Origin of the sequence: Nocardioides sp. NPDC006303 (assembly GCF_040613175.1) — a bacterium.
Classification (GTDB): domain Bacteria; phylum Actinomycetota; class Actinomycetes; order Propionibacteriales; family Nocardioidaceae; genus Nocardioides.
The window spans coordinates 25,840-48,295 of record NZ_JBEXRR010000005.1; the positions used below are offsets into that span (position 1 = coordinate 25,840).

At 70.1% G+C, this 22,456-nt stretch carries 24 protein-coding genes; 14 read left to right on the forward strand and 10 right to left on the reverse strand.

The features are described 5' to 3' along the window. The first annotated feature begins 1 nt into the window (after position 1). From ABZY89_RS05865 to ABZY89_RS05880, 4 genes are read left to right on the forward strand one after another with little or no spacing between them, the layout of a single operon-like run. A complete protein-coding gene (locus tag ABZY89_RS05865) occupies positions 2-958 on the forward strand; it encodes an ABC transporter substrate-binding protein (protein ID WP_355225430.1) in 957 nt (318 codons plus the stop codon). Further along, complete coding sequence (locus ABZY89_RS05870) at positions 958-2,211, forward strand: betaine/proline/choline family ABC transporter ATP-binding protein (protein ID WP_355225432.1); 1,254 nt, start codon at positions 958-960, stop codon at positions 2,209-2,211. The genes ABZY89_RS05865 and ABZY89_RS05870 overlap by 1 nt, the downstream gene beginning before the upstream one ends. Beyond that, a complete protein-coding gene (locus tag ABZY89_RS05875; protein WP_355225433.1) occupies positions 2,204-3,106 on the forward strand; it encodes an ABC transporter permease subunit in 903 nt (300 codons plus the stop codon). The genes ABZY89_RS05870 and ABZY89_RS05875 overlap by 8 nt, the downstream gene beginning before the upstream one ends. A gap of 30 nt (positions 3,107-3,136) precedes the next feature. After that, positions 3,137-4,084, forward strand: a complete 948-nt coding sequence (locus tag ABZY89_RS05880) for a TauD/TfdA family dioxygenase (RefSeq protein WP_355225435.1) — start codon at positions 3,137-3,139, stop codon at positions 4,082-4,084. 12 nt (positions 4,085-4,096) lie between these two features. Here ABZY89_RS05880 and ABZY89_RS05885 read toward each other — a convergent pair whose 3' ends face one another. Continuing rightward, on the reverse strand, positions 4,097-4,666 hold the full coding sequence (locus ABZY89_RS05885) for a 4-amino-4-deoxy-L-arabinose transferase (RefSeq protein ID WP_355225437.1): 570 nt from the start codon (positions 4,664-4,666) through the stop codon (positions 4,097-4,099). A gap of 1 nt (position 4,667) precedes the next feature. Next, positions 4,668-5,132 carry a hypothetical protein gene (locus tag ABZY89_RS05890; protein WP_355225438.1) on the reverse strand — a complete coding sequence of 155 codons (465 nt, stop codon included), beginning with the start codon at positions 5,130-5,132 and terminating at the stop codon, positions 4,668-4,670. Between the two features lie 90 nt (positions 5,133-5,222). Here ABZY89_RS05890 and ABZY89_RS05895 point away from each other — a divergent pair, with 90 nt between their 5' ends. The 5 genes from ABZY89_RS05895 to ABZY89_RS05915 all read left to right on the forward strand — a co-directional run bounded on the left by ABZY89_RS05895 (position 5,223) and on the right by ABZY89_RS05915 (position 8,360). Continuing rightward, positions 5,223-5,717: an SseB family protein gene (locus tag ABZY89_RS05895; RefSeq protein ID WP_355225440.1), complete on the forward strand. Its 495-nt coding sequence runs from the start codon at positions 5,223-5,225 to the stop codon at positions 5,715-5,717. A 296-nt stretch (positions 5,718-6,013) separates the two neighbouring features. After that, positions 6,014-6,757, forward strand: coding sequence for a translation initiation factor IF-3 (infC, locus tag ABZY89_RS05900; protein WP_355225442.1), 744 nt, complete (start codon positions 6,014-6,016; stop codon positions 6,755-6,757). Between the two features lie 75 nt (positions 6,758-6,832). Beyond that, a complete protein-coding gene (locus tag ABZY89_RS05905) occupies positions 6,833-7,045 on the forward strand; it encodes a 50S ribosomal protein L35 (protein WP_008359371.1) in 213 nt (70 codons plus the stop codon). A gap of 43 nt (positions 7,046-7,088) precedes the next feature. Beyond that, positions 7,089-7,472, forward strand: a complete 384-nt coding sequence (gene rplT, locus ABZY89_RS05910) for a 50S ribosomal protein L20 (protein ID WP_355225443.1) — start codon at positions 7,089-7,091, stop codon at positions 7,470-7,472. A gap of 84 nt (positions 7,473-7,556) precedes the next feature. Continuing rightward, positions 7,557-8,360 carry an RNA methyltransferase gene (locus tag ABZY89_RS05915; protein ID WP_355225445.1) on the forward strand — a complete coding sequence of 268 codons (804 nt, stop codon included), beginning with the start codon at positions 7,557-7,559 and terminating at the stop codon, positions 8,358-8,360. Here the strand turns inward: ABZY89_RS05915 and ABZY89_RS05920 are convergent. Further along, positions 8,350-8,898, reverse strand: coding sequence for a hypothetical protein (locus ABZY89_RS05920; protein WP_355225447.1), 549 nt, complete (start codon positions 8,896-8,898; stop codon positions 8,350-8,352). The two genes, ABZY89_RS05915 and ABZY89_RS05920, sit on opposite strands and share 11 nt — an antisense overlap. Before the next feature lie 80 nt (positions 8,899-8,978). Between ABZY89_RS05920 and ABZY89_RS05925 the strand changes: the two genes are divergently transcribed. From ABZY89_RS05925 to ABZY89_RS05945, 5 genes are all read left to right on the forward strand, one after another. Then, the gene (locus ABZY89_RS05925; protein WP_355225449.1) at positions 8,979-9,521 is read left to right on the forward strand and encodes a TetR/AcrR family transcriptional regulator; all 543 of its coding nucleotides are present in this window, start codon (positions 8,979-8,981) and stop codon (positions 9,519-9,521) included. Between the two features lie 55 nt (positions 9,522-9,576). Further along, positions 9,577-10,620, forward strand: coding sequence for a MerR family transcriptional regulator (locus tag ABZY89_RS05930; protein WP_355225451.1), 1,044 nt, complete (start codon positions 9,577-9,579; stop codon positions 10,618-10,620). Between the two features lie 4 nt (positions 10,621-10,624). Then, a complete protein-coding gene (locus tag ABZY89_RS05935; protein WP_355225452.1) occupies positions 10,625-11,812 on the forward strand; it encodes an MFS transporter in 1,188 nt (395 codons plus the stop codon). Positions 11,813-11,880: 68 nt separating this feature from the next. After that, on the forward strand, positions 11,881-13,083 hold the full coding sequence (locus ABZY89_RS05940; RefSeq protein WP_355225454.1) for an oxygenase MpaB family protein: 1,203 nt from the start codon (positions 11,881-11,883) through the stop codon (positions 13,081-13,083). 35 nt (positions 13,084-13,118) lie between these two features. After that, a complete protein-coding gene (locus tag ABZY89_RS05945; protein WP_355225456.1) occupies positions 13,119-14,162 on the forward strand; it encodes an ATP-binding protein in 1,044 nt (347 codons plus the stop codon). Between the two features lie 12 nt (positions 14,163-14,174). On the opposite strand, the gene ABZY89_RS05950 is transcribed toward ABZY89_RS05945, so the two are convergent. The 7 genes from ABZY89_RS05950 to narH are packed head-to-tail and all read right to left on the reverse strand — an operon-like array spanning position 14,175 to position 22,455. Beyond that, entirely contained in the window at positions 14,175-16,274 is a 2,100-nt protein-coding gene (locus ABZY89_RS05950) for an iron ABC transporter permease (protein ID WP_355225458.1), read from the reverse strand. Next, positions 16,271-17,284, reverse strand: a complete 1,014-nt coding sequence (locus ABZY89_RS05955) for an iron-siderophore ABC transporter substrate-binding protein (protein WP_355225459.1) — start codon at positions 17,282-17,284, stop codon at positions 16,271-16,273. Before ABZY89_RS05955 ends, ABZY89_RS05950 begins: the two co-directional genes overlap by 4 nt. Before the next feature lie 27 nt (positions 17,285-17,311). Then, entirely contained in the window at positions 17,312-18,109 is a 798-nt protein-coding gene (locus ABZY89_RS05960) for an ABC transporter ATP-binding protein (protein WP_355225461.1), read from the reverse strand. Between the two features lie 47 nt (positions 18,110-18,156). Beyond that, positions 18,157-19,335, reverse strand: a complete 1,179-nt coding sequence (locus ABZY89_RS05965; protein WP_355225462.1) for an MFS transporter — start codon at positions 19,333-19,335, stop codon at positions 18,157-18,159. Further along, positions 19,332-20,090, reverse strand: coding sequence for a respiratory nitrate reductase subunit gamma (gene narI / locus ABZY89_RS05970; protein WP_355225464.1), 759 nt, complete (start codon positions 20,088-20,090; stop codon positions 19,332-19,334). Before narI ends, ABZY89_RS05965 begins: the two co-directional genes overlap by 4 nt. Next, a complete protein-coding gene (gene narJ / locus ABZY89_RS05975; protein WP_355225466.1) occupies positions 20,090-20,761 on the reverse strand; it encodes a nitrate reductase molybdenum cofactor assembly chaperone in 672 nt (223 codons plus the stop codon). The genes narI and narJ overlap by 1 nt, the downstream gene beginning before the upstream one ends. After that, positions 20,758-22,455 carry a nitrate reductase subunit beta gene (gene narH / locus ABZY89_RS05980; RefSeq protein ID WP_355225467.1) on the reverse strand — a complete coding sequence of 566 codons (1,698 nt, stop codon included), beginning with the start codon at positions 22,453-22,455 and terminating at the stop codon, positions 20,758-20,760. Before narH ends, narJ begins: the two co-directional genes overlap by 4 nt. Position 22,456 lies beyond the last annotated feature (1 nt).

The following is a 22,456-nucleotide window of genomic DNA, read 5'->3' on the forward strand; positions in this document are numbered from 1 at the left end:
CATGCGCCGCCCCCACCGCCTTGCTGTGGCCGCACTCGCCATCGTGGCGACAGCCGGCACCCTGACCGCCTGCACGACCGCGAGCGAGCGTGACGGCTTCGCCCAGAGCGACGCCGGAGGAGCCGAGGACTCGGTGGTCCTCGCCGAGCAGCCGTGGGTCGACCTACAGGTCGAGAACGAGATCGCCGTCCAGCTCCTCCGGGAGCTCGGCTACGACGCGAGCATCAAGAAGAACCTGTCCGTCGAGAACGCGGCGACCGCGGTCTCCTCGGGCCAGATCGACGCCTACCTCGGCAACTGGTGGCCCTCTCAGGAGCCCAGCTTCGGCGACCCCATCGACGAGGGCGACGTCGAGGTGCTCTCGACGATCGTGACGGGCACCGAGTACGCCCCTGCGATCCCCGGCGACGTCGCCGATGAGCTCGGGATCGCCTCGCTCGCCGACCTCGACGCCAACGCCTCGACGTTCGGGAAGAAGATCTACGGCATCGAGGCCGGCTCCCCGGGCAACGAGACGATCCAGAAGGCGATCGACGAGGACGCGTACGGCCTGGGGGACTGGAAGCTGGTCGCCAGCGGCACCCCGGCGATGCTCGCCCAGGTCGAGAAGTCGCAGAAGGCCGGCCAGCCGATCGTGTTCCTCGGCTGGAGCCCGCACTGGATGACCGTGCAGTTCGACGCCGCCTTCCTCGAGGATCCCGACAAGGTCTGGGGCGGCGCCGGTGAGATCCGCACGGTCACCCGCAAGGGGTTCGAGGACGACAACCCGGAGATCGCCGAGTTCCTCTCCAACCTGACCTTCACCACCGACGAGGCCGGGCAGTTCTACTACGACCACGACAAGTCCGGGAAGGAGCTCGCCGACATCGCCGAGGCGTGGATCGACGACAACCCCGACAGAGTCGCCGAGTTCCTCGACGGGGTCGAGGACGCAGACGGCGAGAAGGCGAAGATCTGATGAGCGAGACGACGTTGCAAGCTGACGAGACGGCCGAGCCCGCGATCGTCGGGCGTGGCCTGAGCAAGGTCTACGGCCTCGGCAGGAGGCAGGCCGAGAAGGCACTGGCCGCCCAGGACCCGCGTGCCGCGGCCGCTGCCGCGGGCGGCTACCTCGGCGCCCACGAGATCGACTTTGAGATCGCCAAGGGCGAGATGTTCGTCGTGATGGGCCTGTCCGGCTCGGGCAAGTCGACCGTGCTGCGGATGATCAACCGGCTCAACGAGCCCAGCGCCGGCGAGCTCTTGATCGACGGCGAGGACATCACCAAGGTCTCCGACCAGCGACTGCGCGAGCTCCGCAACAACGGCATCGGGATGGTCTTCCAGCACTTCTCGCTCTTCCCGCACCGGACGGTGCGGGAGAACGCGGCGTACGGCCTGAAGGTACGCGGCATCACGAAGCCGGAGCGGCTCGAGAGGGCCGACGCCGCCCTGGACCGGGTCGGCCTGGGCGGGCGCGGCGACAAGCTTCCGCACGAGCTCTCCGGCGGCATGCGGCAGCGGGTCGGTCTCGCCCGCGCGCTGGCCGTGGACCCGCCGATCCTGCTGATGGACGAGCCGTTCTCCGCGCTGGACCCGCTGATCCGTCGCGACATGCAGGACCTGCTGGTCGAGCTCCAGGCCCAGGACCAGCGCACCACGGTCTTCGTCACCCACGACCTCAACGAGGCGATGCGGATCGGCGACCGGGTGATGGTGATGCGCGAGGGCCGGGTCATCCAGCTCGCTCCCGGACCCGAGATCGTGGCCCATCCCGCCGACGACTACGTCAGCGAGTTCGTCTCCGACGTCGACCGGGCCCGGGTGCTCAGTGCCGCCGACCTGATCCGGCCGGCCCGCCTCGTACTCCCCGACGACATCACGCCCCACGACGCGCTGCGCAGGCTGGGGGAGAACGAGGTGACCGGAGCGTTCGTGACCGGCGCGGACGACAGGCTACTGGGCGTCGTGACCGACGACCGGCTGGTGAACCTGACCCGCCGCGGCGCGAAGAGCGTCCATGGCGCGCTGGGGGAGGACTACCACAAGGTCAAGGAGGACGACGTGATCGGCGACTTCATGCATCTGGCGGGCCGCCAGGTCGTGCCCGTCACCGTCCTCGACGAGGACGGCAGGCTGCGCGGCGTGGTGCCGCGGGGCGCGATCCTCTCGGCGCTCTCCACTGTCAACGACACCGTCGACGACGAGGCTGCGGAGGTGGCCCATGCCTGACCTCCACATCGGCGACATCGGTGAGGACGTCATCAACTTCCTCACCGACAACCTCGGGCAGTTCTTCGACGGCATCAAGGAGGCGCTCAACTTCCTGCTCCGGATGGTCTACAACGTGCTCGGCGGGCTGCCGCCGATCGCGATGATCATCGTGCTCGCCGTGATCGCGCTGGTCGTCACCCGCAAGGTCGTGCTGACCCTGGTGCTGACCGCCGGGCTGCTCCTGATCGAGTCGATGGACCTGTGGTACGAGACGATGCAGACCACCACCTCGGTGCTCGTGGCGACGCTCGTCGCGCTGGTGATCGGCATCCCGCTGGGCATCTGGTCGGCCTTCTCGCCACCGCTGCGGGCGGCGCTGCGGCCGGTCCTCGACCTGATGCAGACGCTGCCGGTCTTCGTCTACCTGCTGCCGACGATCCTCTTCTTCGGTGTCGGTGACGCGCCGGGCCTGGTCGCGACGATTGTCTTCGCACTGCCGCCGGCGGTCCGGCTCACCCAGCTCGGGATCAACCAGGTCGACCCCGAGACCGTCGAGGCGGCCACCGCCTTCGGTGCGGGCCGCTGGGAGATCCTGCGCGAGGTCCAGCTCCCGCTGGCCAAGGACTCGATCATGACCGGCGTCAACCAGGTCATCATGCTGGCCCTCTCGATGGTCGTCGTGGCCGGTCTCGTCGGCGGCTCCGGCCTCGGTGGCGTCGTCGTCAACGCGGTCCAGGGCCTGCAGATCGGCGCCTCGATCGAGGGCGGTCTGGCCGTCGTCGTGATCGCGATCTACCTCGACCGCGTCTCGGCCGCGCTCGGCGGCCAGCGTGGCCTGGTGCCGTCCTGGTGGCCGAAGCTCGGCCGCGGAGCTCGCGCGAAGTCCCCAGAGCCCGAGCTCACCCCCGCCTGACCCGGAATCCATGATCGGAGGAGAACGACTGTGACCATCACCGAGCTGCATCGCCCCGCGGACGTTGTCGAGACGCCCTCGGGCGTGCGGATCCGCCGCGCCGGTGCCCGGATCGGCGCCGTCATCGAGGGCCTGAGCCTGGCCGAGGCCGACGACACCCAGATCCAGGACGTACGCAACGCCCTGCTGCGCCACAAGGTGCTCTTCTTCCGGGGTCAGGACGGGCTCACCGACGAGGCGCAGAGCGCCTTCGCGGCCCGGTTCGGTGAGCTGACGACCGCGCACCCGACGGTCAACACCGGTTCCGGGCGGGTGCTCCGGGTCACCGCCAACGCCGGCATGGCGGCCAACGCCTGGCACACCGACGTCACCTTCGTGGACCGGGTCCCGGCGATCTCGGTGCTGCGCGCGGTCACCCTGCCGCCCTACGGCGGCACCACGATCTGGGCGAACACCGCTGCCGCCTACGACCGCCTCCCGGCGCCGCTGAAGGCCTTGGCCGACGCACTGTGGGCGGTGCACACAAACTCCTACGACTACGCCCAGCGCGACGAGGAGCACGAACAGCCCGACGCCAACTACTCCCGCGACGACTTCGCCTCGGTCCACTTCGAGACCCGGCACCCGGTCGTCCGCGTGCACCCCGAGACGGGGGAGCGGTCGCTGGTCCTGGGCAGCTTCGTCAAGGAGTTCGACGACCTCACCTCCACCGAGTCGATCCACCTGTTCAACCTGCTCCAGGACCGTGTCACCAAGCTCGAGAACACCATCCGCTGGGCCTGGCAGCCCGGCGATGTGGCGATGTGGGACAACCGCGCCACCCAGCACTACGCGGTCGCCGACTTCGACCACCACCCGCGCGAGATGCGCCGGGTCACGGTCGCGGGTGACGTACCGGTCTCGGTCGACGGGCGGCGCTCGGAGGTCCTCCAGGGCGACGCGCGGGCCTACAGCCGCCTGGACGAGCTGATCTCCTGACCTCGACGGGGGCTAGGTCGTCACGATGATGTCGGCGCGGGCGGCGGTCAGGTCGTGGGCGAAGTGCTCGATCTCGGCCGCTGCCCAGGCGTCCCAGTGGCGTGCGAAGGTCTCGCCGTCGCGGTCGATGCCGCGTCGCCGGCGCTCCTCCTCGGGTGCGTCGACCCAGGCGAGGGCGGTGCGGAAGCCGTCGTACGCGGCGGCGCCGCTGCCGACGCCCTCGATGACGAGCAGCGGGCTCGGCGGGACCAGCACGGTCTCGGCGAACTCGCGTGCGTGCCAGTCGTAACGGCGGTAGGAGCCGGGGGCTCCCTCGACGAGGGGAAGCAGGATCGTCTCGAGCTGGGCGATGCCCTCGGCGAGGCCGTCCCAGCCGGCGTACAGGTCGTCCATGTGGACCACCGGGGCCTGTGTCATCTCGGCCAGGGCGGTGGCGAGCGTCGTCTTCCCGGAGCCGGCGGGGCCGTCGACGCAGATCAGCCGTCCGGGGCCGAGGGTGGCCGGACGGCTCATCGCGATCGTGAGGAGATCGGTTGCCGGCTCGCCGAAGTGCAGCCCGAGGCCGTCAGTGGAGTCGGTCAAGTCAGGAGATGCCGTACTTCTTCAAGATGTCGTTCACGTCGGCCATGTCGTCGTCATCGTCGTCGACCAGCGGGCCCTTGGCCGTCTTCGGAGCCGCGACCGAGGCCGGGCCGGCCGAGCCGGCGGGCGCAGCACCGGCAGCCGCCTTCCGGGCCGCTCGGCTCGGCTTCTCCTTCGTGGGCAGGAGGCGGGAGACGAAGATCAGCACGATCGCGAGCGCGGCGATGCCGAACCCGATCCAGACGGTCGGGCTGAAGACCAGGCGCGCGGCCCAGTCGGCGATCGCGTCGACGATCCGGCCGCCGGCGCGCAGCAGGCCGGTGAGGTACGCCGCCGGGGCGAGCAGCGTCCACCCGGCAGCCTTCACGCCGGCTCCGAGGCCGCGCCGTCGGAACGCGACCCAGGTCCAGATCGCGCCCAGAACGGTGAGCGCGGCGGCTAGTGCGAGGTAGGCGCCTTGGTCCATACCTGCAGTCTTCCACCGTCGTGGTCGTCTGACACCCGGACTGTCCCCGATATCTGCCCTGATGTTGCTCTGTTGTTGAATGGGGAGGCGATGAACGACAAACGACTCCTCGGCACGGCATTTCGCGGCGACACCGGTGAGACGAGCCCTGAGGTCGCGACCGTGATGAGGTCGTACGCCGCGGGCCAGGCCACGCACGCCGATGTGCTCACCACCCTGGCCGCTGCCCGGGTGCTCGTCCCGGTCGTCGCGGTGCTGGGTGAGGTCGGGGTCGACGACGCCGGTCTGGCCCACGACAAGACCTCCGACATGGCCACCGTGCTGCTCACCGGCGCCGACGGGCGGCAGGCATTGCTCGGGTTCACCGGCACCGCGCCGCTGCAGGCGTGGCAGGCCGACGCCCGCCCGGTTCCGGTCTCCCTGCGGGACGCGGCTCAGGCCGCCGTCCACGACGGCGCCGACGCCCTCGTGCTCGATCTCGCCGGCCCGGTCCCGTTCGCGATCGAGGGCGACGACCTCCAGAAGGTCGCCGAGGGCTGGCAGCTGGCGACCGTCGGGCCACGTACGGCCTGGGTGCGTCCCTGAAGGCTGTGCTCGACCAGGATTGGGTGCGGCAGGGAATGTTGCAGTAGTGTTCCGTGTTGACCGATCAGCCGACGTACGCCGTCGGTTTGATCCAACAAGCGGAGATCACGACAGCGTTCTCCCACCCGCATCGACCGCCTAGCAACAAAGGTCGTCGGGTCCGGTCCCGAAGAGAGTGCCCCAGAAGTTCTTGGGTCACTGGATTCGGCGGTGCGAGCCCGATGGTGGGTGAGCGTCCTGACTGGCTTCCGCTTGTAACAATCCAGCGGAAGCCTTTTTTGATTTCCGGACCGCCCGTGCACGCGGCCCGGAAGCCGAGATCCAGAGCCTCCGCAGCCACAACAACTGGAGGACACATCAGCACTGAGCTTCGTATCAACGACCGGATCCGGGTTCCCGAGGTCCGCCTCGTTGGTCCCAACGGAGAGACGGTCGGCATCGTGCCGACCCCTGACGCGCTGCGCCTGGCCCAGGAGGCCGACCTCGACCTGGTCGAGATCGCCCCGCAGGGCAAGCCGCCGGTCTGCAAGCTCATGGACTACGGGAAGTTCAAGTACGAGAACGCCCAGAAGGCCCGTGAAGCCCGTCGAAACCAGACGAACGTGATCATCAAGGAGATGAAGCTTCGTCCGAAGATCGACAAGCACGACTACGAGACCAAGAAGGGTCACGTCGTGCGGTTCCTCAACGCTGGGGACAAGGTGAAGATCACGATCATGTTCCGCGGTCGTGAGCAGCACCGTCCCGAGCTCGGCTTCCGCCTGCTGCAGCAGCTGGCCGACGACGTCCAGGAGCTGGGCTTCGTCGAGTCCTCGCCGAAGCAGGACGGCCGCAACATGATCATGGTGCTCGGCCCCCACAAGAAGAAGGCCGACGCCAAGGTCGAGGCCAAGGAGGCCAAGGAGGAGAAGGCCGCCGAGCGCGCTGCCGACGAGGCCGCCGAGAAGGCGGAGCGTACGGCTGCGAACGCCGCGCGTCCGGCCTCCACCCCGAAGGTCAAGCGCCGCTCGGAGAACCTCGACCCCGACATCGACGTCTGAGCCTCCCGGGCCCAGCAAGAGACTTCCGCCGCCGCGGCGCCCCGTGACCGGCCGGACGACGAGAGAGAGAAGAACATGCCGAAGAACAAGACCCACTCCGGTTCCAAGAAGCGCTTCAAGGTGACCGGTTCCGGGAAGATCCAGCGCCTGCAGGCCGGCCGTAAGTCCGGCGCTGCGTTCGCCTCCGCGCCGACGACCGGCTCGCGCAAGAAGCACCGTCGCAACGCCGGTCTGGTGGAGCTCGCCCCCGCCGACGTGAAGCGCGCGAAGAAGCTGCTCGGTCGCTGAGCGATCACCCCGAAACTTTCCCTAGCATTCAAGGAGCACTGAAATGGCACGCGTCAAGCGCGCAGTGAACGCTGCGAAGAAGCGTCGCACCACCCTCGAGCGGGCCCAGGGTTACCGTGGCCAGCGCTCGCGCCTCTACCGCAAGGCGAAGGAGCAGGTCACCCACTCGCTGGTCTACTCCTACAACGACCGCCGCAAGAACAAGGGCAACTTCCGCAAGCTGTGGATCCAGCGGATCAACGCCGCGGCGCGTGCCGAGGGCATGACCTACAACCGCTTCATCCAGGGTCTCAACCTGGCCGGCATCGAGGTCGACCGCAAGATCCTCGCCGAGCTCGCCGTCAACGACGTGGCCGCGTTCAACGCGATCGTCGCCCAGGCCAAGGCTGCGCTGCCGGAGGACGTCAACGCCCCGGCGAACGCCTGAGCTTGCATCTGAAACGACGCCCCCACCGGCCGCTGTGCCGGGTTGGGGGCGTCGTTCTCTGTTGGGACATGGGAGTCTTCGTCAGTGAATGAGTCGGGGGAGAACGTGAAGCTGTCCGCGGGGAACTCGCGCCTCAAGGAGATCCGCAAGCTCGCGCGACGCGCGGTTCGCACGGAGCGGCGGGTCTTCCTGGCCGACGGTCCGAAGGCGGTCGAGGGTGCCCTCGGCGTTCCTGGCTGCGTGCAGGAGATCTTCGCGACGGAAGCCGGAGCCGAGACGTACGCCTCGGTGCTGGCCGGCCAGTCGGTCACGCTGGTCGAGGACCGAGCGATGGCCGGGCTCTCCGACTCGGTGACTCCCGCCGGGGTGGTGGCACTGTGCCGGTTCCTCGACGTGCCGCTCGACGACATCGCGGGTCCGCTGGTGGTGATCTGTGCCGACGTACGCGATCCCGGCAACGCCGGCACCGTCATCCGCTGCGCGGACGCCGCCGGTGCGTCCGGGGTCATCCTGGCCGGCGACTCGGTCGACCTCTACAACCCCAAGACCATCCGGGCCTCGGTCGGCTCCGCCTTCCACCTCCCGATCGCGATCGAGCGGGATCCGCTGGTCGCGGTCAAGGCAGTCAAGGCCGCCGGCCTGACCGTCCTGGCCGCCGACATGCACGGCACCGCCGACCTTTTCACCGCCGACGCGCTCCTCGCCCGGCCCACCGCCTGGCTGATGGGCAACGAGGCCTGGGGCCTCCCGCCCGAGCTCGCCGCCGAGGCCGACGAGATCGTGAGCATCCCGATCTTCGGCAAGGCAGAGTCGCTCAACCTCTCCACCGCCGCCGCCCTCTGCGTCTACGCCAGCGCCAAGGCCCAACGCCGAGAAGTCAGTTCCTGACGCCGAAACGTCGATCGGCCTCGGTGGCTCCGGGGCTCGTCGCGTCTGCCGGCTTCGGGACGCGGCCGTGCCGAACGGGTAGCGCCGCCCAGAGCGCCACGACGACGTAGACGACCTGCTCGGGGAGTCGGAACCAGAGCGGCGTAGCCGGATCGCCGTTGAGCGGGATGTTCTCGACCGCCGCGTAGATGTTGGCCGGCACCAGCAGAACGAAGAGCACGGCCAGTCCGAGCCCGGCAGCCGGACGCGTCCGCGTGATGACGAGCCCGATGGCGCCCAGAAGCTCCAGCACGCCGGTGATGTAGATCATGAGGCTGGGGGCGGGAACGAACGGCGGGACCATGGCGACCAGGTCGTCATGGCTGGGCATGATCGTGACGCTGTCCGGAACGAAGTGCGCGCTCCCGGTGAACAGAAGCAGCACCGCCAAGCCGTGGGTGGCGCTGGATCGCCAGGTCGCGAAACGGCTCAGGCCCAGGGCCCCGAGAAGTCTGAACCCGACCGTGGGAACAACGAGAAGCATGAGTGTCTCGAACATTGAGTGCTCTCCTCCGACGTTTAAGTTACCACTGGCAAGATAGGCGCACTGCCAAATGTTGTCAATGGTAAGATCGCCGGGTGACCGATCGGACCTACCATCACGGCGACCTGCGCAGAACCGCGCTCGCCGCGACCGTCGAGGCGCTCGAGGAGGGCGGCGGACCTGCCGCGCTCAGCATGCGCGACGTCGCCCGGCGAGCCGGCGTCTCGCACGCGGCGTTCTCCCACCACTTCGGCGGCAAGCGCGGTCTGCTCACAGCGCTCGCCGCCGAGGGCTACGACCTGCTCGCGGACGCACTGTCCGCTGCCGGTGGCGACATGATCGAGGCCGGGGTGGCGTACGTGCGGTTCGCGGTGGGGCACCGGGCGCACTTCGAGGTGATGTTCAGCCCGGCGCTGTACGACCCCGATGCGCCGGAACTTGCCGCCGCCGAGCAACGCGCCGGCCGGGCGCTCACCGAGGCGCTGTCGACATCGGCCAACGACACCACCGAACTGGCCGCATGGTCGATCGTGCACGGCTTCGCCAGCCTGTGGCTCACCGGCTCGGTTCCGCACGACCCTGCCGATGACGCCGGCGACGTCGCGCGCCCGGTCATCCGGCTGCTGACCTTCCCGTGACGGGCTCTCGTCGGCGTCTTGACCTTCATCTGGCCTGAAGGACGATGGTTGCGGCATGGACGAGCCACTGTTGACGATCGGGGCGTTCGCGCGGGCTGTGGGCCTGACGGCGAGCGCGCTGCGGCATTACGACGAGTGCGGGTTGCTGGTGCCGGCGGAGGTCGACTCCGGGACGGGCTATCGCTACTACACACCCGAGCTCGCCGACCGGGCCCGGCTGATCGTGGGGATGCGCGAGGCCGGGGTCCCGATCGAGACGATGCGGATTGTCCTCGACTCGCCGACAGCTGAGGCCAGGGCCGCGCTGGCGGAGTTCCTCGAGGACCAGAGCGCGCGTACTGCGCGGGCCGAGGAGGCCGTACGCGGCGTGCTGGCCGCCGTCGATGCCGGGCCCGCCGCCAGGCCGGCGCTCGTCGAGCTGCCCGGTCCCGTGCTGGCGGCGGCGATCCGGCAGGTGCGGCACGCGGCCGAGTCCGATCCGGCTTCCGAGCTCGCTTCTGTCCTGATCGACGTCGGTGGAGCCGGCGTGGACGTGGTGGCGACCAACCGCTACTGGATGGCGGTGCGGGAGCTGCCGGCGGCCGCCGAGGGCGACGGCGGCCGGGCGGTGCTGTCCCTGCCCGACGCAGCCGCGCTGGTCGACCGGCTGGACGCGATCACCACCGCCGAGCTGCGCATCGCCGACGGCACCCTCACCCTCGCCGGGCAGGAGCTGGGCCGCGACACCACCTACCCGGCACACCGGCTCGTGCTGGCCGGTCTGGAGCCGGCCGTCACCCGCGCGGTGCTCAGCAAGGCCGACCTGCTCGCGGGCCTCGACGCGGCGGCCTACGCCGAGGTCGACCTCTTCCTCGGCGACCAGACGCGGCTCCGCTCGCCGCACACAGCCGAGCAGAGCGACGTACGCGGCGTGGTGACCGGCCCGCCGAGCCGGCTCCGGCTGGGCACGGCCCTGTTCGGCCGCGCGCTGGCGGCGTGCCTGGGCGACGAAGTGCAGCTGGCGGTGACCGCGCCGGACCGGCCGGTGGTGGTGACCTCGCCCTACCAGCCCGGGTTCACCGCGCTGGTCATGCCGGTGCGGCACGACTCCGAAGGCTGAGCCCGTGGGTTTGGCCCAGCGTCAGGGGTTCCGCCCCTGGCTGGCAGCGTCGACCGCATCGGTCTTCGGCGACTCGGTGACCTTCTTCGCGATCGGCTGGGCGGCGGCGGGGTTCGGCGCCGACGCGGCCAGCCTGGTGCTGACGATCGAGGGCATCCCGCTGGCCGCACTGGTGCTCGCCGGGGGAGTGCTGGCCGACCGGCTCGGGATCCGGCGGACGATGGCCGCGTGCGACGCCGCGATGGTGCTGGTCATGGCCGCATTCGCGGTCGGCGCGATCGATGGTGCGGGACTGTGGATGCTGGTCGCGGTCGGTGCTCTCTCGGGCACCATCCAGGCCCTGCGGCGACCCGCTGAAGGAGTCTTCCCGCGGCTGTTCGGGGCCGAGGATCTGGATCGGCGGATGGCCCTGGTCGGCTCGGCCCACCAGATCGCCCGCACCGCGGGACCTGCGGCCGGCGGCTTCCTGATCGGCCACGGCGGCCTGCCGCTGACCGCCGGCCTGGACGCGGCCACGTACGCCATCGTGCTCGTCGCGCTCCTCCTGGTCCGGCCACCGCACGAGCCGGCTCCCGAGCCCGCCCAGGGCTCGGTCTGGCACAGCCTGGCCGACGGTGCCAGGACAGCGGTGCGCACGCCCGGGGTCGTCCCGGTCCTGGTCGCGATCACCGGCCTCGCCGCGACGGTGCTCCCGCTGGTCATGCTCGCCCTGCCGCTCGCCGGCCGCGAACGCGGCTGGACGGCTGCCGAGACCGGTCTCGTCTCCGGCGCGTGGGTGGCCGGGGGACTGGTGATGACCCTCGCCGTCGCCCGCTGGGGCGCGCCGCGCGCACCGGTCGCGGTCGCCGGCCCGGTGCTCGCGGCCGGCGGGGTGGTGCTGCTGGCGGTGCGTACGGAGATCTGGGCCGGGATCTTCGCGGTCGGCCTCGTCGGCGTCGGCACCACCATGCTGACCAGCTACCTCCTCCCGGCCTATGTCGCCCGCACCCCGCCGGAGATGCTCGCGCGGTTCTCGAGCCTGACCCAGCTGGCCCAGACCGGCCCGGTCCTGCTCGCGACACCGCTGCTGGGTGTGGCGGCGGGGGTCGACGTACGGCTGGCTCTTGCCGTGATCGCCGCACTGCTCCTGGCCACCGTCCCGGCCGCCGCCCGGGTCGCCCGGCTGCCTCGCCCGATACCCCAGAGGGTCTGATACACGAAAGGTAAATCTGTTTCACTCGGGATGCGGAGATTTCTCAGGGCGAAGCGAAGGAGCACGGCATGACGAACGTGAGCAGACGACGACTGTTGGCCTCTGGCGGCGCGGCGGCGGCCGCGGGCGCGACCTTCCCGCTGTGGACGTGGTCGCCGAGCGCGTCGATCGCGGGCACGGGGGAGGGGCTGGACCCCGAGTACGTCTGGGACGTCCGCGCCGACCCGGTCATCGAACGTCTCTACGGCGAGGGCATCGACAAGGTCGCGGAGGTCAACGAGATCCTGAAGGGCTGGACCACCAACGACCAGCCGGTTCCCGACGGGCTGCCGGGCTACCTGACCGACTTCATCGAGGAGGCGCGCCGGCTCCCGACCTGGGCCGACCAGGGGAAGCTGCAGCTGGCCGGCACGTTCAACGAGGAGAGGTACGGCTTCTTCCTCGCGCTCGTCTACACCCTCGGCAGCGGCCTGATCAGCTGTGCCATCAAGCGCGAGGCGTGGTCGGTCTACTACTCCTACGGCGGCGCGAACATGCGCGACCGGATCGCCAAGACGACCGTGCTCGGCTACGACGTGATGGACGCCCAGGGCTGGACCGCGTCCGGCCGGCTGATGGTCGACTCGGTCAAGACCCGGATGGTCCACGCCGCCGTACGCCACCTGCTGCCGCAGTCCCCGCACTGGACGAAGGTCGGCGCCGGCCAGGAGATCCCGATCAGCCAGGCCGACATCCTGGTCACCTTCCATAGCCTCGGCACCTGGGTGATGAAGAAGTTCACCGAGTGGAACATCGCGCCGAGCAAGGAGCTCGCCGACGCCTTCCTGCACGCCTGGAACGTGGATCTGCATCTCCTCGGCGTGCAGGATCAGTATCTGCCGAAGGACTGGGCCGCGGCGTACGCGCAGTACGACCAGGTGATGGGCCCGGCGACGGGCGGCACCCAGGAGGGCGTCGAGCTCGCCCAGTCTCTGCTCGACGCCGTGATCGGCGAGGGCAATCCGCTGCTGCGCCACGAGCTCGAGTCGCTGGGGCGCTACGTGATCGGGGATGCGTACGCCGACATGATCGCCTTCGACAAGGACCCGGTGCTCGCTCCGGTCTGGGCGAGCGCCGTGCCGCTGCTGGTCCGGTCCTACCAGAGCACCGTCCCCAACATCCCGCTCGTCTCCAACCTGCTCCCGGAGGCGGTGCACACCTTCATCAAGATCTACTTCTCGCCCGGCGACCCGGCGCCGATCACGCTGCCGCTGAGCAATCGGCCGGAGTAGCGGCTCCGGACCGTCCGTCGGTCTAGGGTGGCGGCGTGGACGCCAGAGAACTCGCCGATGCCCTGCCCGACGGTGTGGTCGTCGCCGACGCGGATGGCGCGGTCGTCCTGGTCTCCGCTCTGGCCGGGCGGATGCTCGGCGTGGACCCGGTCTCGAGCCTGGGGAAGCCGCTGGGCGACGTACTCACGCTGAGCAACACCGAAGGGCAGACCTGGGCCGAGGCCAACCGGCCCTACGACACCCTGCGGACCGTCACCGGCACCCCGGAGCAGGCCTGGCTGCTGCCCGACGGCACCGAGGTGCTGGTCGTCTCCACGATCCGTCGCCCGTCCCTGGATGCCGACGTCGATCAGGTCTCGATCTCGCTGCGCTCGGGCCGGGGCCGCAAGCGCCTGGACCGGGAGCGCTCCGACCTGGTCGCCACCGTCGCCCACGAGCTGCGCTCGCCGCTGACCGGGGTCAAAGGGTTCGTCCAGGCGCTCCTGAACCGCTGGGACCGGCTCAACGACGATCAGAAGAAGCTCATGCTCAAGACCGTCGCCTCCGACTCCGACCGGCTCTCGAGGCTGATCGCCGAGCTCCTCGACGTGGCCCGGATCGACACCGGCCGGCTGCAGCTCTACCCGCGCGCCAGCGACGCGACGGTGCTGGTCACGCGGGTGGTCGAGTCGGTGCGCTCGGCTACCTCCCGGCCGATCGAGCTCGACATCTCCGCCGGCGAGGACGAGCTCGAGATCCACGCCGACCCGGACAAGTTCACCCAGGTCGTCACCAACCTCGTCGAGAACGCCGTACGCCACGGAGACGGCGTCGTCACCGTGAGCCTGGGTGTGCGGCCCGACGACCCCGACCAGGTCCTGCTGGTCGTCGAGGACCGCGGCGAGGGCATCCCCGCCGAGCTCCGCCAGCGCGTGTTCACGAAGTTCTGGAAGCACGGCGCCCGCGGCGGCTCGGGCCTGGGCCTCTACATCGTCGGCGGCCTCACCCGCGCCCACAGCGGCTCGGTCACGATCGCCGACGCCGACGGCGGCGGGGCCCGCATCGAGGTCGCCTGGCCCCGGAATCCGCCGTCGGCGTAAGGATCACCGTTCCTACGGCCTCGAGCGGGCCAGCAGGAAGATGAAGTACGGCGCGCCGATGAGCGCGACGACGAGACCCGCGGGGATCTGGGCGGGGCTGATCGCGGTGCGGCCGATGGCGTCGGCGACCACGAGGAGCAGCGCCCCGACCAGGATGGCGACCGGGACCACCCGCGCGCTGCGCCCGCCGACGAGGGCGCGCGCGATGTGCGGCGCGACCAGGCCGACGAAGCCGACGACACCGACGGCAGAGACCGCCATCGCGGTGAGCACCGCGGCGGTCAGCAGGATCAGCAGGCGCGCCCGCTCCGAGGAGACGCCGACCAGCCGTGGCGTGTCGTCGTCCAGCGTCAGCAGGTCGAGCTCGCGACGTACGACGAAGGCGATCGGAATCGCGACGGCCAGCGCCACCGCGACCGGGACGACCTGCTCCCAGCTGCGACCGTAGGTCGAGCCGGACAGCCAGGTGTAGATCCGCGGTGTGTCCCACGGGTTGGAGCGCACCAGCAGGAAGGTGCTGAGCGAGACCGAGCCGTACCAGACGCCGATGCCGATGAGCACGAGCCGGTCGGTGTCGATGCCGTGCCGCCAGGCCAGGCCGTAGACGAGGCCGAAGGCGACCAGCGCTCCGACGGTCGCGGCGATGAGCATGGTGGTCGTCGAGGCCGCGGCCGAGCTGCCGCCGCTCCAGCCCGAGGAGAGGCCGGTCACCACGATGACCGCGCCCACGCCGGCGCCGCCGGTGATGCCCAGGATCCCAGGCTCGGCCAGCGGGTTGCGGCAGGTGGCCTGGACGAAGGTGCCGGCGAGTGCGAGGGCACCACCGGCAAGGACCGCTGCGGCGACCCGGGGCGCACGCTCGTCGAGAGCGAACTGGACCAGCGGAATGCCCTCGCCCTGGAGCCAGGCGACGATGTCGCCGGTGTAGAGCCACTGGTGGCCGGCCAGCAGGCCGACGACGGTGGCCCCGACGGTCAGCGCGAGCAGCAGGACGAGCACCACCAGGAACCGGAGCCGGCTGCGGATGGTGACGGTGGCCCCGGGTGGCCGGCGGGTGGGCCCGGAGTCGCGTCCGCCACGGGCGAGGAGCACCATCACGACCGCACCGGCGATCGTCGTCGTCACCCCGGTGGGCACGGACATGGCCTCGTCCGCACCGAGCACCGCCCGGACGACGACGTCCGCCACGACCACGACGAGGGCGCCCACGAGACCGGCGGCCGGGATCAGGACGGCGTGCCGGTTCAGCGCCGGGACGACCCGGCCGAGCAGGCGGACCAGGACCGGGGCGCAGAGCCCGACGAAGCCGATCGGCCCCGCCAGCGTCACCGCTGCCGAGGTGAGCAGCACCGCGAGCACGGTCCCGATCGCCCGCGTGGAGCGGACGGGTACGCCGAGGACCGAGGCGGCGTCGTCGCCTGCCGAGAGCAGGTCGAGCCGGCGGGCGAGCAGCAGGCCGCAGACGGTCGCCACCACGACCACCGGTGCCACCTGCCAGAAAGCCTGCAGCCCGAGCTGGCTCAGCGATCCGCTGCCCCAGGCGAACAGGCTCGTGGTCTCCTCGGAGTAGAGGATGAGCAGCGTCGAGGTAGCGGCCTGGAGCGCGAGCGCCACCGCCGAGCCGGCCAGGATCAGCCGGGTCGTCGACGTGCCCGCGCCACCGGCGAGGGCGAGGACGATCCCGGCGGCCACGAGGCCGCCGAGGAAGGCCGTGATGCCGGAGGCCCACAGCGGGACCGACAGGCCGAACGCGGCGACCAGGGTGACCGCGAAGTAGGCGCCGCCGGTCACCGCCAGGGTGTCGGGGGCAGCCATCGCGTTGCGCGCGAGGGACTGCAGGAGCGCCCCGGCGACGCCGAGGGCGAACCCGACCGCGATCCCCGCCGCGAGGCGGGGGATCCGCGACCCGGTGATGATCTCCATCGTCGACGCGGTCGCGCCGTGGGACTGCTCACGCCCGAGGAGCGCGTCGAGGAAGTCGGCGGGCCCTACGCCCGAGGTGCCCTGGGTGAGATGCCAGGAGGCGGTCAGCAGCAGCCCGGCGAGCAGGCACAGGAGGACGACAGAGGCGCCTCCGGCACCCGCTCGCGGGGCCTTGAGGGCATCGGTCACTTGAGCAGGTCGACGTACGCGTCCAGGACCTGCTCGGCCGACCTGGGTCCACCGAAGGTCCAGATGCCCTCGGGGAAGGCGTGGGTGCGGCCCTCGCTGACGGCCGGGATCGACTTCCAGACCTTGTTCTTGGCCAGCTCTGCGTTGATGTCGCCGGCGGGGTCGACCGTGCCGGTGTGGAAGAAGGTGGCGTCGCCGAGCGTGGTCATGCCCTCGATGTCGGTCTGCCCGAGGCCGTACGCGGGGTCGACCTCGCCCGTCCAGGCGTTCTTCAGGCCGAGCTCCTCGCCGAGCTCACCGATCAGCGAGCCCTGGCCGAACGGGCGGATCGCCACGTTGGCGCCGTCGATCCAGCCGTCGAAGTAGACGAACTCGGTGCCCGCGGCGTCGGCCTCCTCGACCGCCTTCTTGGAGGCGGCGAGCTTGTCCTCGAACTCGCCGACGACCTTGTCAGCCTGCTCCTCGCGGCCGGTCGCCTCGGCGATCATCTCGAAGGTGGTGACCATGTTGGCGACCGGGTCCTTCGCGTCGGCGCCCTTGGTGGCGAGGACGGGGACGTCGTACTTGGCGAGCTGCTTGAGGATCTCGTCCTCGGCGGTGTAGGCCTCGACGACGATCAGGTCGGGGTTGGTGCCGAACAGCGTCTCCAGGTTCGGCTCGCCCCGGGTGCCGACCTCGGTGGCGCTCTCGGGGAGCTCCTCCGCGGTGTCCCAGGTACGGAAGCCCTTGCCGTCGGCGACCGCGACCGGGTCCACGCACAGGCTGAGCAGGTCCTCGGTCTGCTGCCACTCCAGGACCGCGACCCGCTCGGCGGGCTTGTCGAGCTCGACCTTGTTGCCGAAGGAGTCGGTGAGGCTGACCGGGCCGCTGGAGGTCGCGACGCCCTCGCAGCCGGCGGAGGCCTTCTTCTCGGGCTCACCGGACTCGGCAGCGGTCGTCGTCTGTCCGCAGGCGGCCAGCATCAAGGCGCCGGCCGCTGTCAGGGCAGCAGTGGTCGTACGTCGAAACATCGTCTTTCCTCTTCGTGTCCGCCGGCGTCAGAGCCGGGCGTGATGCCTGCCGCGTGGCTCGACCCGGACGCGCCCGGACTCCAGATCGGAGGTCACCTCGATCGGGAGCCCGTACACCTCAGAGAGGTGTTCGGCGGTGAGCACGTCAGCGGGTTCGCCGGCGGCGTGCACATCGCCGTGGTGCAGCAGTACGACCTTGTCCGCCACTGCGGCGGTCTGGTTCAGGTCGTGCAGGACGACGCCGATGGCCGTCCCGTGGTGGTCCGCGAGATCGCGGACCAGGTCAAGGATCTCGACCTGGTAGCGCAGGTCGAGATGGTTGGTGGGCTCGTCGAGGAGCAGCACGCCGGTGTCCTGGGCCAGGCAGCTGGCCAGCCAGACGCGCTGCAGCTCGCCACCGGAGAGCTGGTCGACGGCCCGGTCCGCCATCGTGGCGGTCCCGGTGAGCTCCATCGCCCGGTCGATGCTCTCCAGGTCCTCCTCCGTCAGGGCGGCGAACCGCCGGCGGTGGGGGTGGCGCCCGAACCCGACGACGTCGCGGACGGTCAGGCCGGAGGGGTGCGGGCGGGACTGGGAGAGCAGCGTGACCTTGCGCGCGAACGCGCGTGCGTTCAGCGGCGCGCTGTCGGCACCCTCGAGCTGCACCGACCCCGAGGTCACCCGGTGCAGCCGCGCCAGCGAGCGCAGCACGGTCGACTTCCCCGAGCCGTTCGGCCCGATCAGCGCGGTCACCCGACCCGACTCGAGACCGATCGAGACGCCATGGACCACGGTGGCACGGGCGTAGCCGAGCACGAGTTCATGACCGGAAAGGGCAGGAGGCATGAGGTGAGGCTAACCTAATGACTCGGGGGATGCTCTTCCCGGTCCCGTTATTCGGGCGTGCGCCTCGGGACGATCAGGAACTCGGTGAGGATCAGTGCCAGGCCGGTCACCACGGCGAGCAGGATGAGACCGGTGGTGTAGCTGTGCTGAACCTCGTTGTACGTCGCCCCCATCACCAACGGCGGGAAGAAGCCGCCCAGGCCGCCCGCGGCGCCGACGATGCCGGTCACCGAACCGACCCTGTCCGGTGGAGTCAGCTGCGCGACCCAGGTGAAGACCGCGCCGCTGCCGAGACCCATGAAGGCGGCGATCAGCACGAACGACAGCCCGGCGCGCCACTCGAGAGAAGGCCGCGTCGCGAGGATGGCGGCCATCACCAGGGCGCCGAGGAACGAGATGAACAGCACCTTCCGCGGCCCGATCCGGTCGGCGAGGATGCCACCGAGCGGGCGGCAGAGGACGGCGGCGACCGCGAAGCCGGCGGTACGGGTGCCTGCCTCGGCGAGACCGAAGGCATAGACGTCGTGGAGGTACGTCGGCAGGTAGGTGGAGAACGCGACGAAGCCGCCGAAGCAGGCGGCATACAGGAAGGCCATCTCCCAGGTGATCGGCAGTCGGGCGGCTCCGAGGATCTTGGGGATGAACGGATCGCGCTGCGGCTTCCACGTCGCGGAGTCACGCAGGAATAGCCAGACGACCACGGCCGTGACGGCCAGCGCGGCCGCGATGATGACGTGCGTCGTGACGTACCCGAACCAGGTGACGAACCGGGAGGTGAAGTACGCCGACAGCGCTGTTCCGCCCATCCCGGCGCCGAACACACCGGTCGCGAACCCGCGACGCTCGGGCGGGAACCAGGCGTTGAGGAAAGGGATACCGACCGCGAAGGTCGTGCCCGCGACGCCGAGGAAGAAGCCGAACACCAGCAGCAGGCCATAGGAGTTCTGGCTGCCGGCGAACGCGACCAGCAGCACGGCGGGGATGGTGAGCACGGTGAGTGCCGGGAACATCAGCCGAGCGCCGAACCGGTCGGTGAGCGCACCCGCCGGGATCCGCCCCAGCGACCCGACGAGCACAGGTAGGGCGACCAGCACCGACTTCTCGGTCGAGTCGAGGCCGAGCTCGTCGGCATAGCGGATGCCCAGCGGGCCGATCATGTTCCAGGCCCAGAAGGTGATGGTGAACGCCCAGGTCGCAAGCACGAGGTTCTTCATCCGCTCGCTCATCGGAGACGTCCTCGGTCTCGGTCGGCGGTGCCGACGGGGGACCAGCCCGGTTGGTCGGGTCGTGAGCTGGGTTGGCGGCCCGCGTCGCGGCTTCGGTAGACGATGTAGGGACGGAACAGGTAGTGCACCGGTGCGGTGAAGGCGTGCACCAGCCGGGTGAACGGCCAGATGGTGAACAGCAGCAGGCCGACGAGCACGTGGACGTGGAACTGGACGGGCGCGGCGGCCATCGCGGCGACGTCGGGCTGCAGAACGAACAGCGAGCGGAACCAGGGCGAGACCGTCTCGCGGTAGTCGTGCGCCTGATGTCCCTCGGCGAGGGCGACCACCGTGGTCCACAGGCCCAGGACGATCGCGGCCACCAGCACGACGTACATGATCTTGTCGTTCTTGGTGGTGGCCATGAAGACCGGTCCGGTCGTACGCCGCCGATAGACGAGGAGGACCAGGCCGGCCAACGTGCAGGCACCGGCGATCAGACCCCAGAAGAGCGCGTTGCCGTGGTAGACGCCATCGGAGATGCCCATCGCCTCGGTCCACGAGGCGGGAATGAGCAGTCCGGCGGCGTGGCCGACGATGACGACCAGGATGCCGAAGTGGAACAGCGGCGAGCCGATCCGCAGCAGCCGTGACTCGTAGAGCTGGGAGGAGCGTGTCGTCCAGCCGAACTTGTCGTAGCGGTAGCGCCACCAGGTGCCGACGCCGAGGACGGCGATGGCGACATAGGGGAGTACGCCCCACAGGAGCACGTCCATCAGCGGGCTCCCATCATGGTGGCGGCCGAGACCGGTCCGGCCTTGGGGAAGGGCAGCATCTCCAGGCCGACCGACTCGGCGGGTGGTCCGGCGTGGGCCATCGCGAGGGCCTCCTGCTTGTCCTTGGCCGAGGGTCCCGGCAGCGTGGCGCAGACGGCCGCGAGCACGTCGGCGTAGGCGGAGCCGCGGTCGACCAGGGCGAGCCGGATCAGCTCGAGCGCAGAGCGGTTCTCGATGAGCAGTCGGCGGCCGCCCTCGGGGTCGGCCAGAGCGGCGTACTCCAGCACCATCGGCAGGTGGTCGGGCAGCTCGCCGCCGGTGTCGACCACCCAGCCGTCGCCCTTCGTGGTGCCGTCGCGATAGCGCGACTTGAAGTCGGCCAGCGACTCACCACGGCGGCGGGTGTCGCCGTCACGCCAGTAGGACAGGTGCAGTGTCTGCTGGCGGTGCAGGTCGAAGAGCTCGACGTAGACGTGTTGCAGAGCGTGCGGGTCCTGGCGGGCCAGGGTGTCCACGAAGCCGCGCAGCAGCTTCACCGGCTCTGAGGCCGGCTGCTCGTCGAGCGCGCTGCGCAGCAGGGGCAGTTTCGCGATCAGCTCGTCGTCGGGGTAGCCGAGGCACCAGGCGGCGACCTGGTGGACGACGCGCCAGTCGGTCGTACGCCGCTTCATGACCGCTCCTCCTCACGCTCGGAACTGTGCTTGTCGGGGAAGAGGCCTTCCGGGGTGCCGTTGCCGTCCCAGTTGAGCAGGTTGACCCGGCCGCGCAGGGTCTCGTCGGAGGCGGCCGAGTCGGTGGTCTGGCGCTGCTTGAGCGCGTGGTAGTTCTCCACGGCCATCGGCACCGGACGGCCGCTGGCCTCGCCCATCGGCCCGGACCCCACCAGACCGGGCCCAGTCATGCCCGGACCGTCGTCGTACTCCAGCGAGCAGCCCATCTCCTCGAGGTCGTGGGCCTGCTCGGCATGGGCGGTGGGGATGACGTAGCGCTCCTCGTACTTCGCGATGCCGAGGAGGCGGTACATGTTGTAGATCTCCTCCTCCGACATGCCGACCGCGGCCGGGATGGAGCCGTCCGGATCGCGCCCGAGCGTGACGTCGCGCATGTAGGCGCGCATCGCGGCGAGCTTCTTGAGCACCAGGTCGACCTCGGTGGTGTCACCGGCGGTGAACAGCTCGGCGAGATACTCCACCGGAATGCGGAGCGAGTCGATGGCGCCGAAGAGGTTGGGGGCGGCCTCGGCGTCGTGGCCCTGCTCCTTGAGGAGGTCGACGACGGGGGAGAGCGGCGGGACGTACCAGACCATCGGCATCGTCCGATACTCCGGATGCAGCGGCAGCGCGACCTTGTAGTCCTTGATCAGCGCGTACGTCGGCGAGCGGCGCGCCGCGTCGAGCCAGTCCTCGGGTATGTCCTGCTTCCTCGCCGCGGCGATGACGTCCGGGTCCTTGGGGTCGAGGATGACGTTGAGCTGGGCGGCGTACAGGTCCTCCTCGGACTGCGTCGAAGCAGCCTCCGTCACCGCGTCGGCGTCGTAGAGCACCAGACCGAGGTAGCGCAGCCGGCCCACGCACGTCTCCGCGCACACCGTCGGCAGCCCGACCTCGACGCGCGGGTAGCACAGCGTGCACTTCTCGGCCTTGCCGGAGCGATGGTTGAAGTAGATCTTCTTGTACGGACACCCCGTGACGCACTGACGCCAGCCGCGGCAGCGGTCCTGGTCGACGAGGACGATCCCGTCCTCCTCGCGCTTGTAGATCGCGCCCGAGGGGCACGAGGCCATGCACGAGGGGTTGAGGCAGTGCTCGCAGATCCGCGGCAGGTAGAACATGAAGGTCTGCTCGAGCTCGTACTTGATCCTGGTGTTCGACTCCTCGCGGATCTTCTGCACGATCGGATCGAGGTGGCCGTGCTCCATCGAGCCGCCGAGGTTGTCGTCCCAGTTGGCCGACCAGGTGATCCGGGTGTCCTCGCCGGTGATCAGGCTCTTGGGGCGGGCCACCGGGAAGTCGTCGCCGAGCGGCGCGTCGATGAGCGTCTGGTAGTCGTAGGTCCAGGGCTCATAGTAGTCCGCCAGCTCGGGCTGAACAGGGCTGGAGAAGATCGTGAGCAGCTTCTTCACGCGGCCGCCTGCCTTGAGACGGAGGTTGCCCTTCTTGTCCAACGTCCAGCCGCCGCGCCACTTCTCCTGGTCCTCGTAGCGCCGGGGGTAGCCCTGGCCGGGACGGGTCTCGACGTTGTTGAACCAGACGTACTCGGTGCCGGCCCGGTTGGTCCAGGCCTGCTTGCAGGTCACCGAGCAGGTGTGACACCCGATGCACTTGTCCAGGTTCATGACCATCGCCATCTGTGCCATCACGCGCATG

What these genes read in the sequence shown, in the direction of transcription:
- ABZY89_RS05870 (WP_355225432.1), top strand. Translation starts at nt 958, where the DNA reads ATGAGCGAGACGACGTTGCAAGCTGACGAGACGGCCGAGCCCGCGATC.
- ABZY89_RS05930 (WP_355225451.1), top strand. Translation starts at nt 9,577, where the DNA reads ATGGACGAGCCACTGTTGACGATCGGGGCGTTCGCGCGGGCTGTGGGC.
- ABZY89_RS05920 (WP_355225447.1), bottom strand. Translation starts at nt 8,898, where the DNA reads ATGTTCGAGACACTCATGCTTCTCGTTGTTCCCACGGTCGGGTTCAGA.
- narH (WP_355225467.1), bottom strand. Translation starts at nt 22,455, where the DNA reads ATGCGCGTGATGGCACAGATGGCGATGGTCATGAACCTGGACAAGTGC.
- ABZY89_RS05965 (WP_355225462.1), bottom strand. Translation starts at nt 19,335, where the DNA reads ATGAGCGAGCGGATGAAGAACCTCGTGCTTGCGACCTGGGCGTTCACC.
- ABZY89_RS05955 (WP_355225459.1), bottom strand. Translation starts at nt 17,284, where the DNA reads ATGTTTCGACGTACGACCACTGCTGCCCTGACAGCGGCCGGCGCCTTG.
- ABZY89_RS05905 (WP_008359371.1), top strand. Translation starts at nt 6,833, where the DNA reads ATGCCGAAGAACAAGACCCACTCCGGTTCCAAGAAGCGCTTCAAGGTG.
- rplT (WP_355225443.1), top strand. Translation starts at nt 7,089, where the DNA reads ATGGCACGCGTCAAGCGCGCAGTGAACGCTGCGAAGAAGCGTCGCACC.
- ABZY89_RS05940 (WP_355225454.1), top strand. Translation starts at nt 11,881, where the DNA reads ATGACGAACGTGAGCAGACGACGACTGTTGGCCTCTGGCGGCGCGGCG.
- ABZY89_RS05895 (WP_355225440.1), top strand. Translation starts at nt 5,223, where the DNA reads ATGAACGACAAACGACTCCTCGGCACGGCATTTCGCGGCGACACCGGT.
- ABZY89_RS05865 (WP_355225430.1), top strand. Translation starts at nt 2, where the DNA reads ATGCGCCGCCCCCACCGCCTTGCTGTGGCCGCACTCGCCATCGTGGCG.
- ABZY89_RS05960 (WP_355225461.1), bottom strand. Translation starts at nt 18,109, where the DNA reads ATGCCTCCTGCCCTTTCCGGTCATGAACTCGTGCTCGGCTACGCCCGT.
- narJ (WP_355225466.1), bottom strand. Translation starts at nt 20,761, where the DNA reads ATGAAGCGGCGTACGACCGACTGGCGCGTCGTCCACCAGGTCGCCGCC.
- ABZY89_RS05875 (WP_355225433.1), top strand. Translation starts at nt 2,204, where the DNA reads ATGCCTGACCTCCACATCGGCGACATCGGTGAGGACGTCATCAACTTC.
- narI (WP_355225464.1), bottom strand. Translation starts at nt 20,090, where the DNA reads ATGGACGTGCTCCTGTGGGGCGTACTCCCCTATGTCGCCATCGCCGTC.
- ABZY89_RS05890 (WP_355225438.1), bottom strand. Translation starts at nt 5,132, where the DNA reads ATGGACCAAGGCGCCTACCTCGCACTAGCCGCCGCGCTCACCGTTCTG.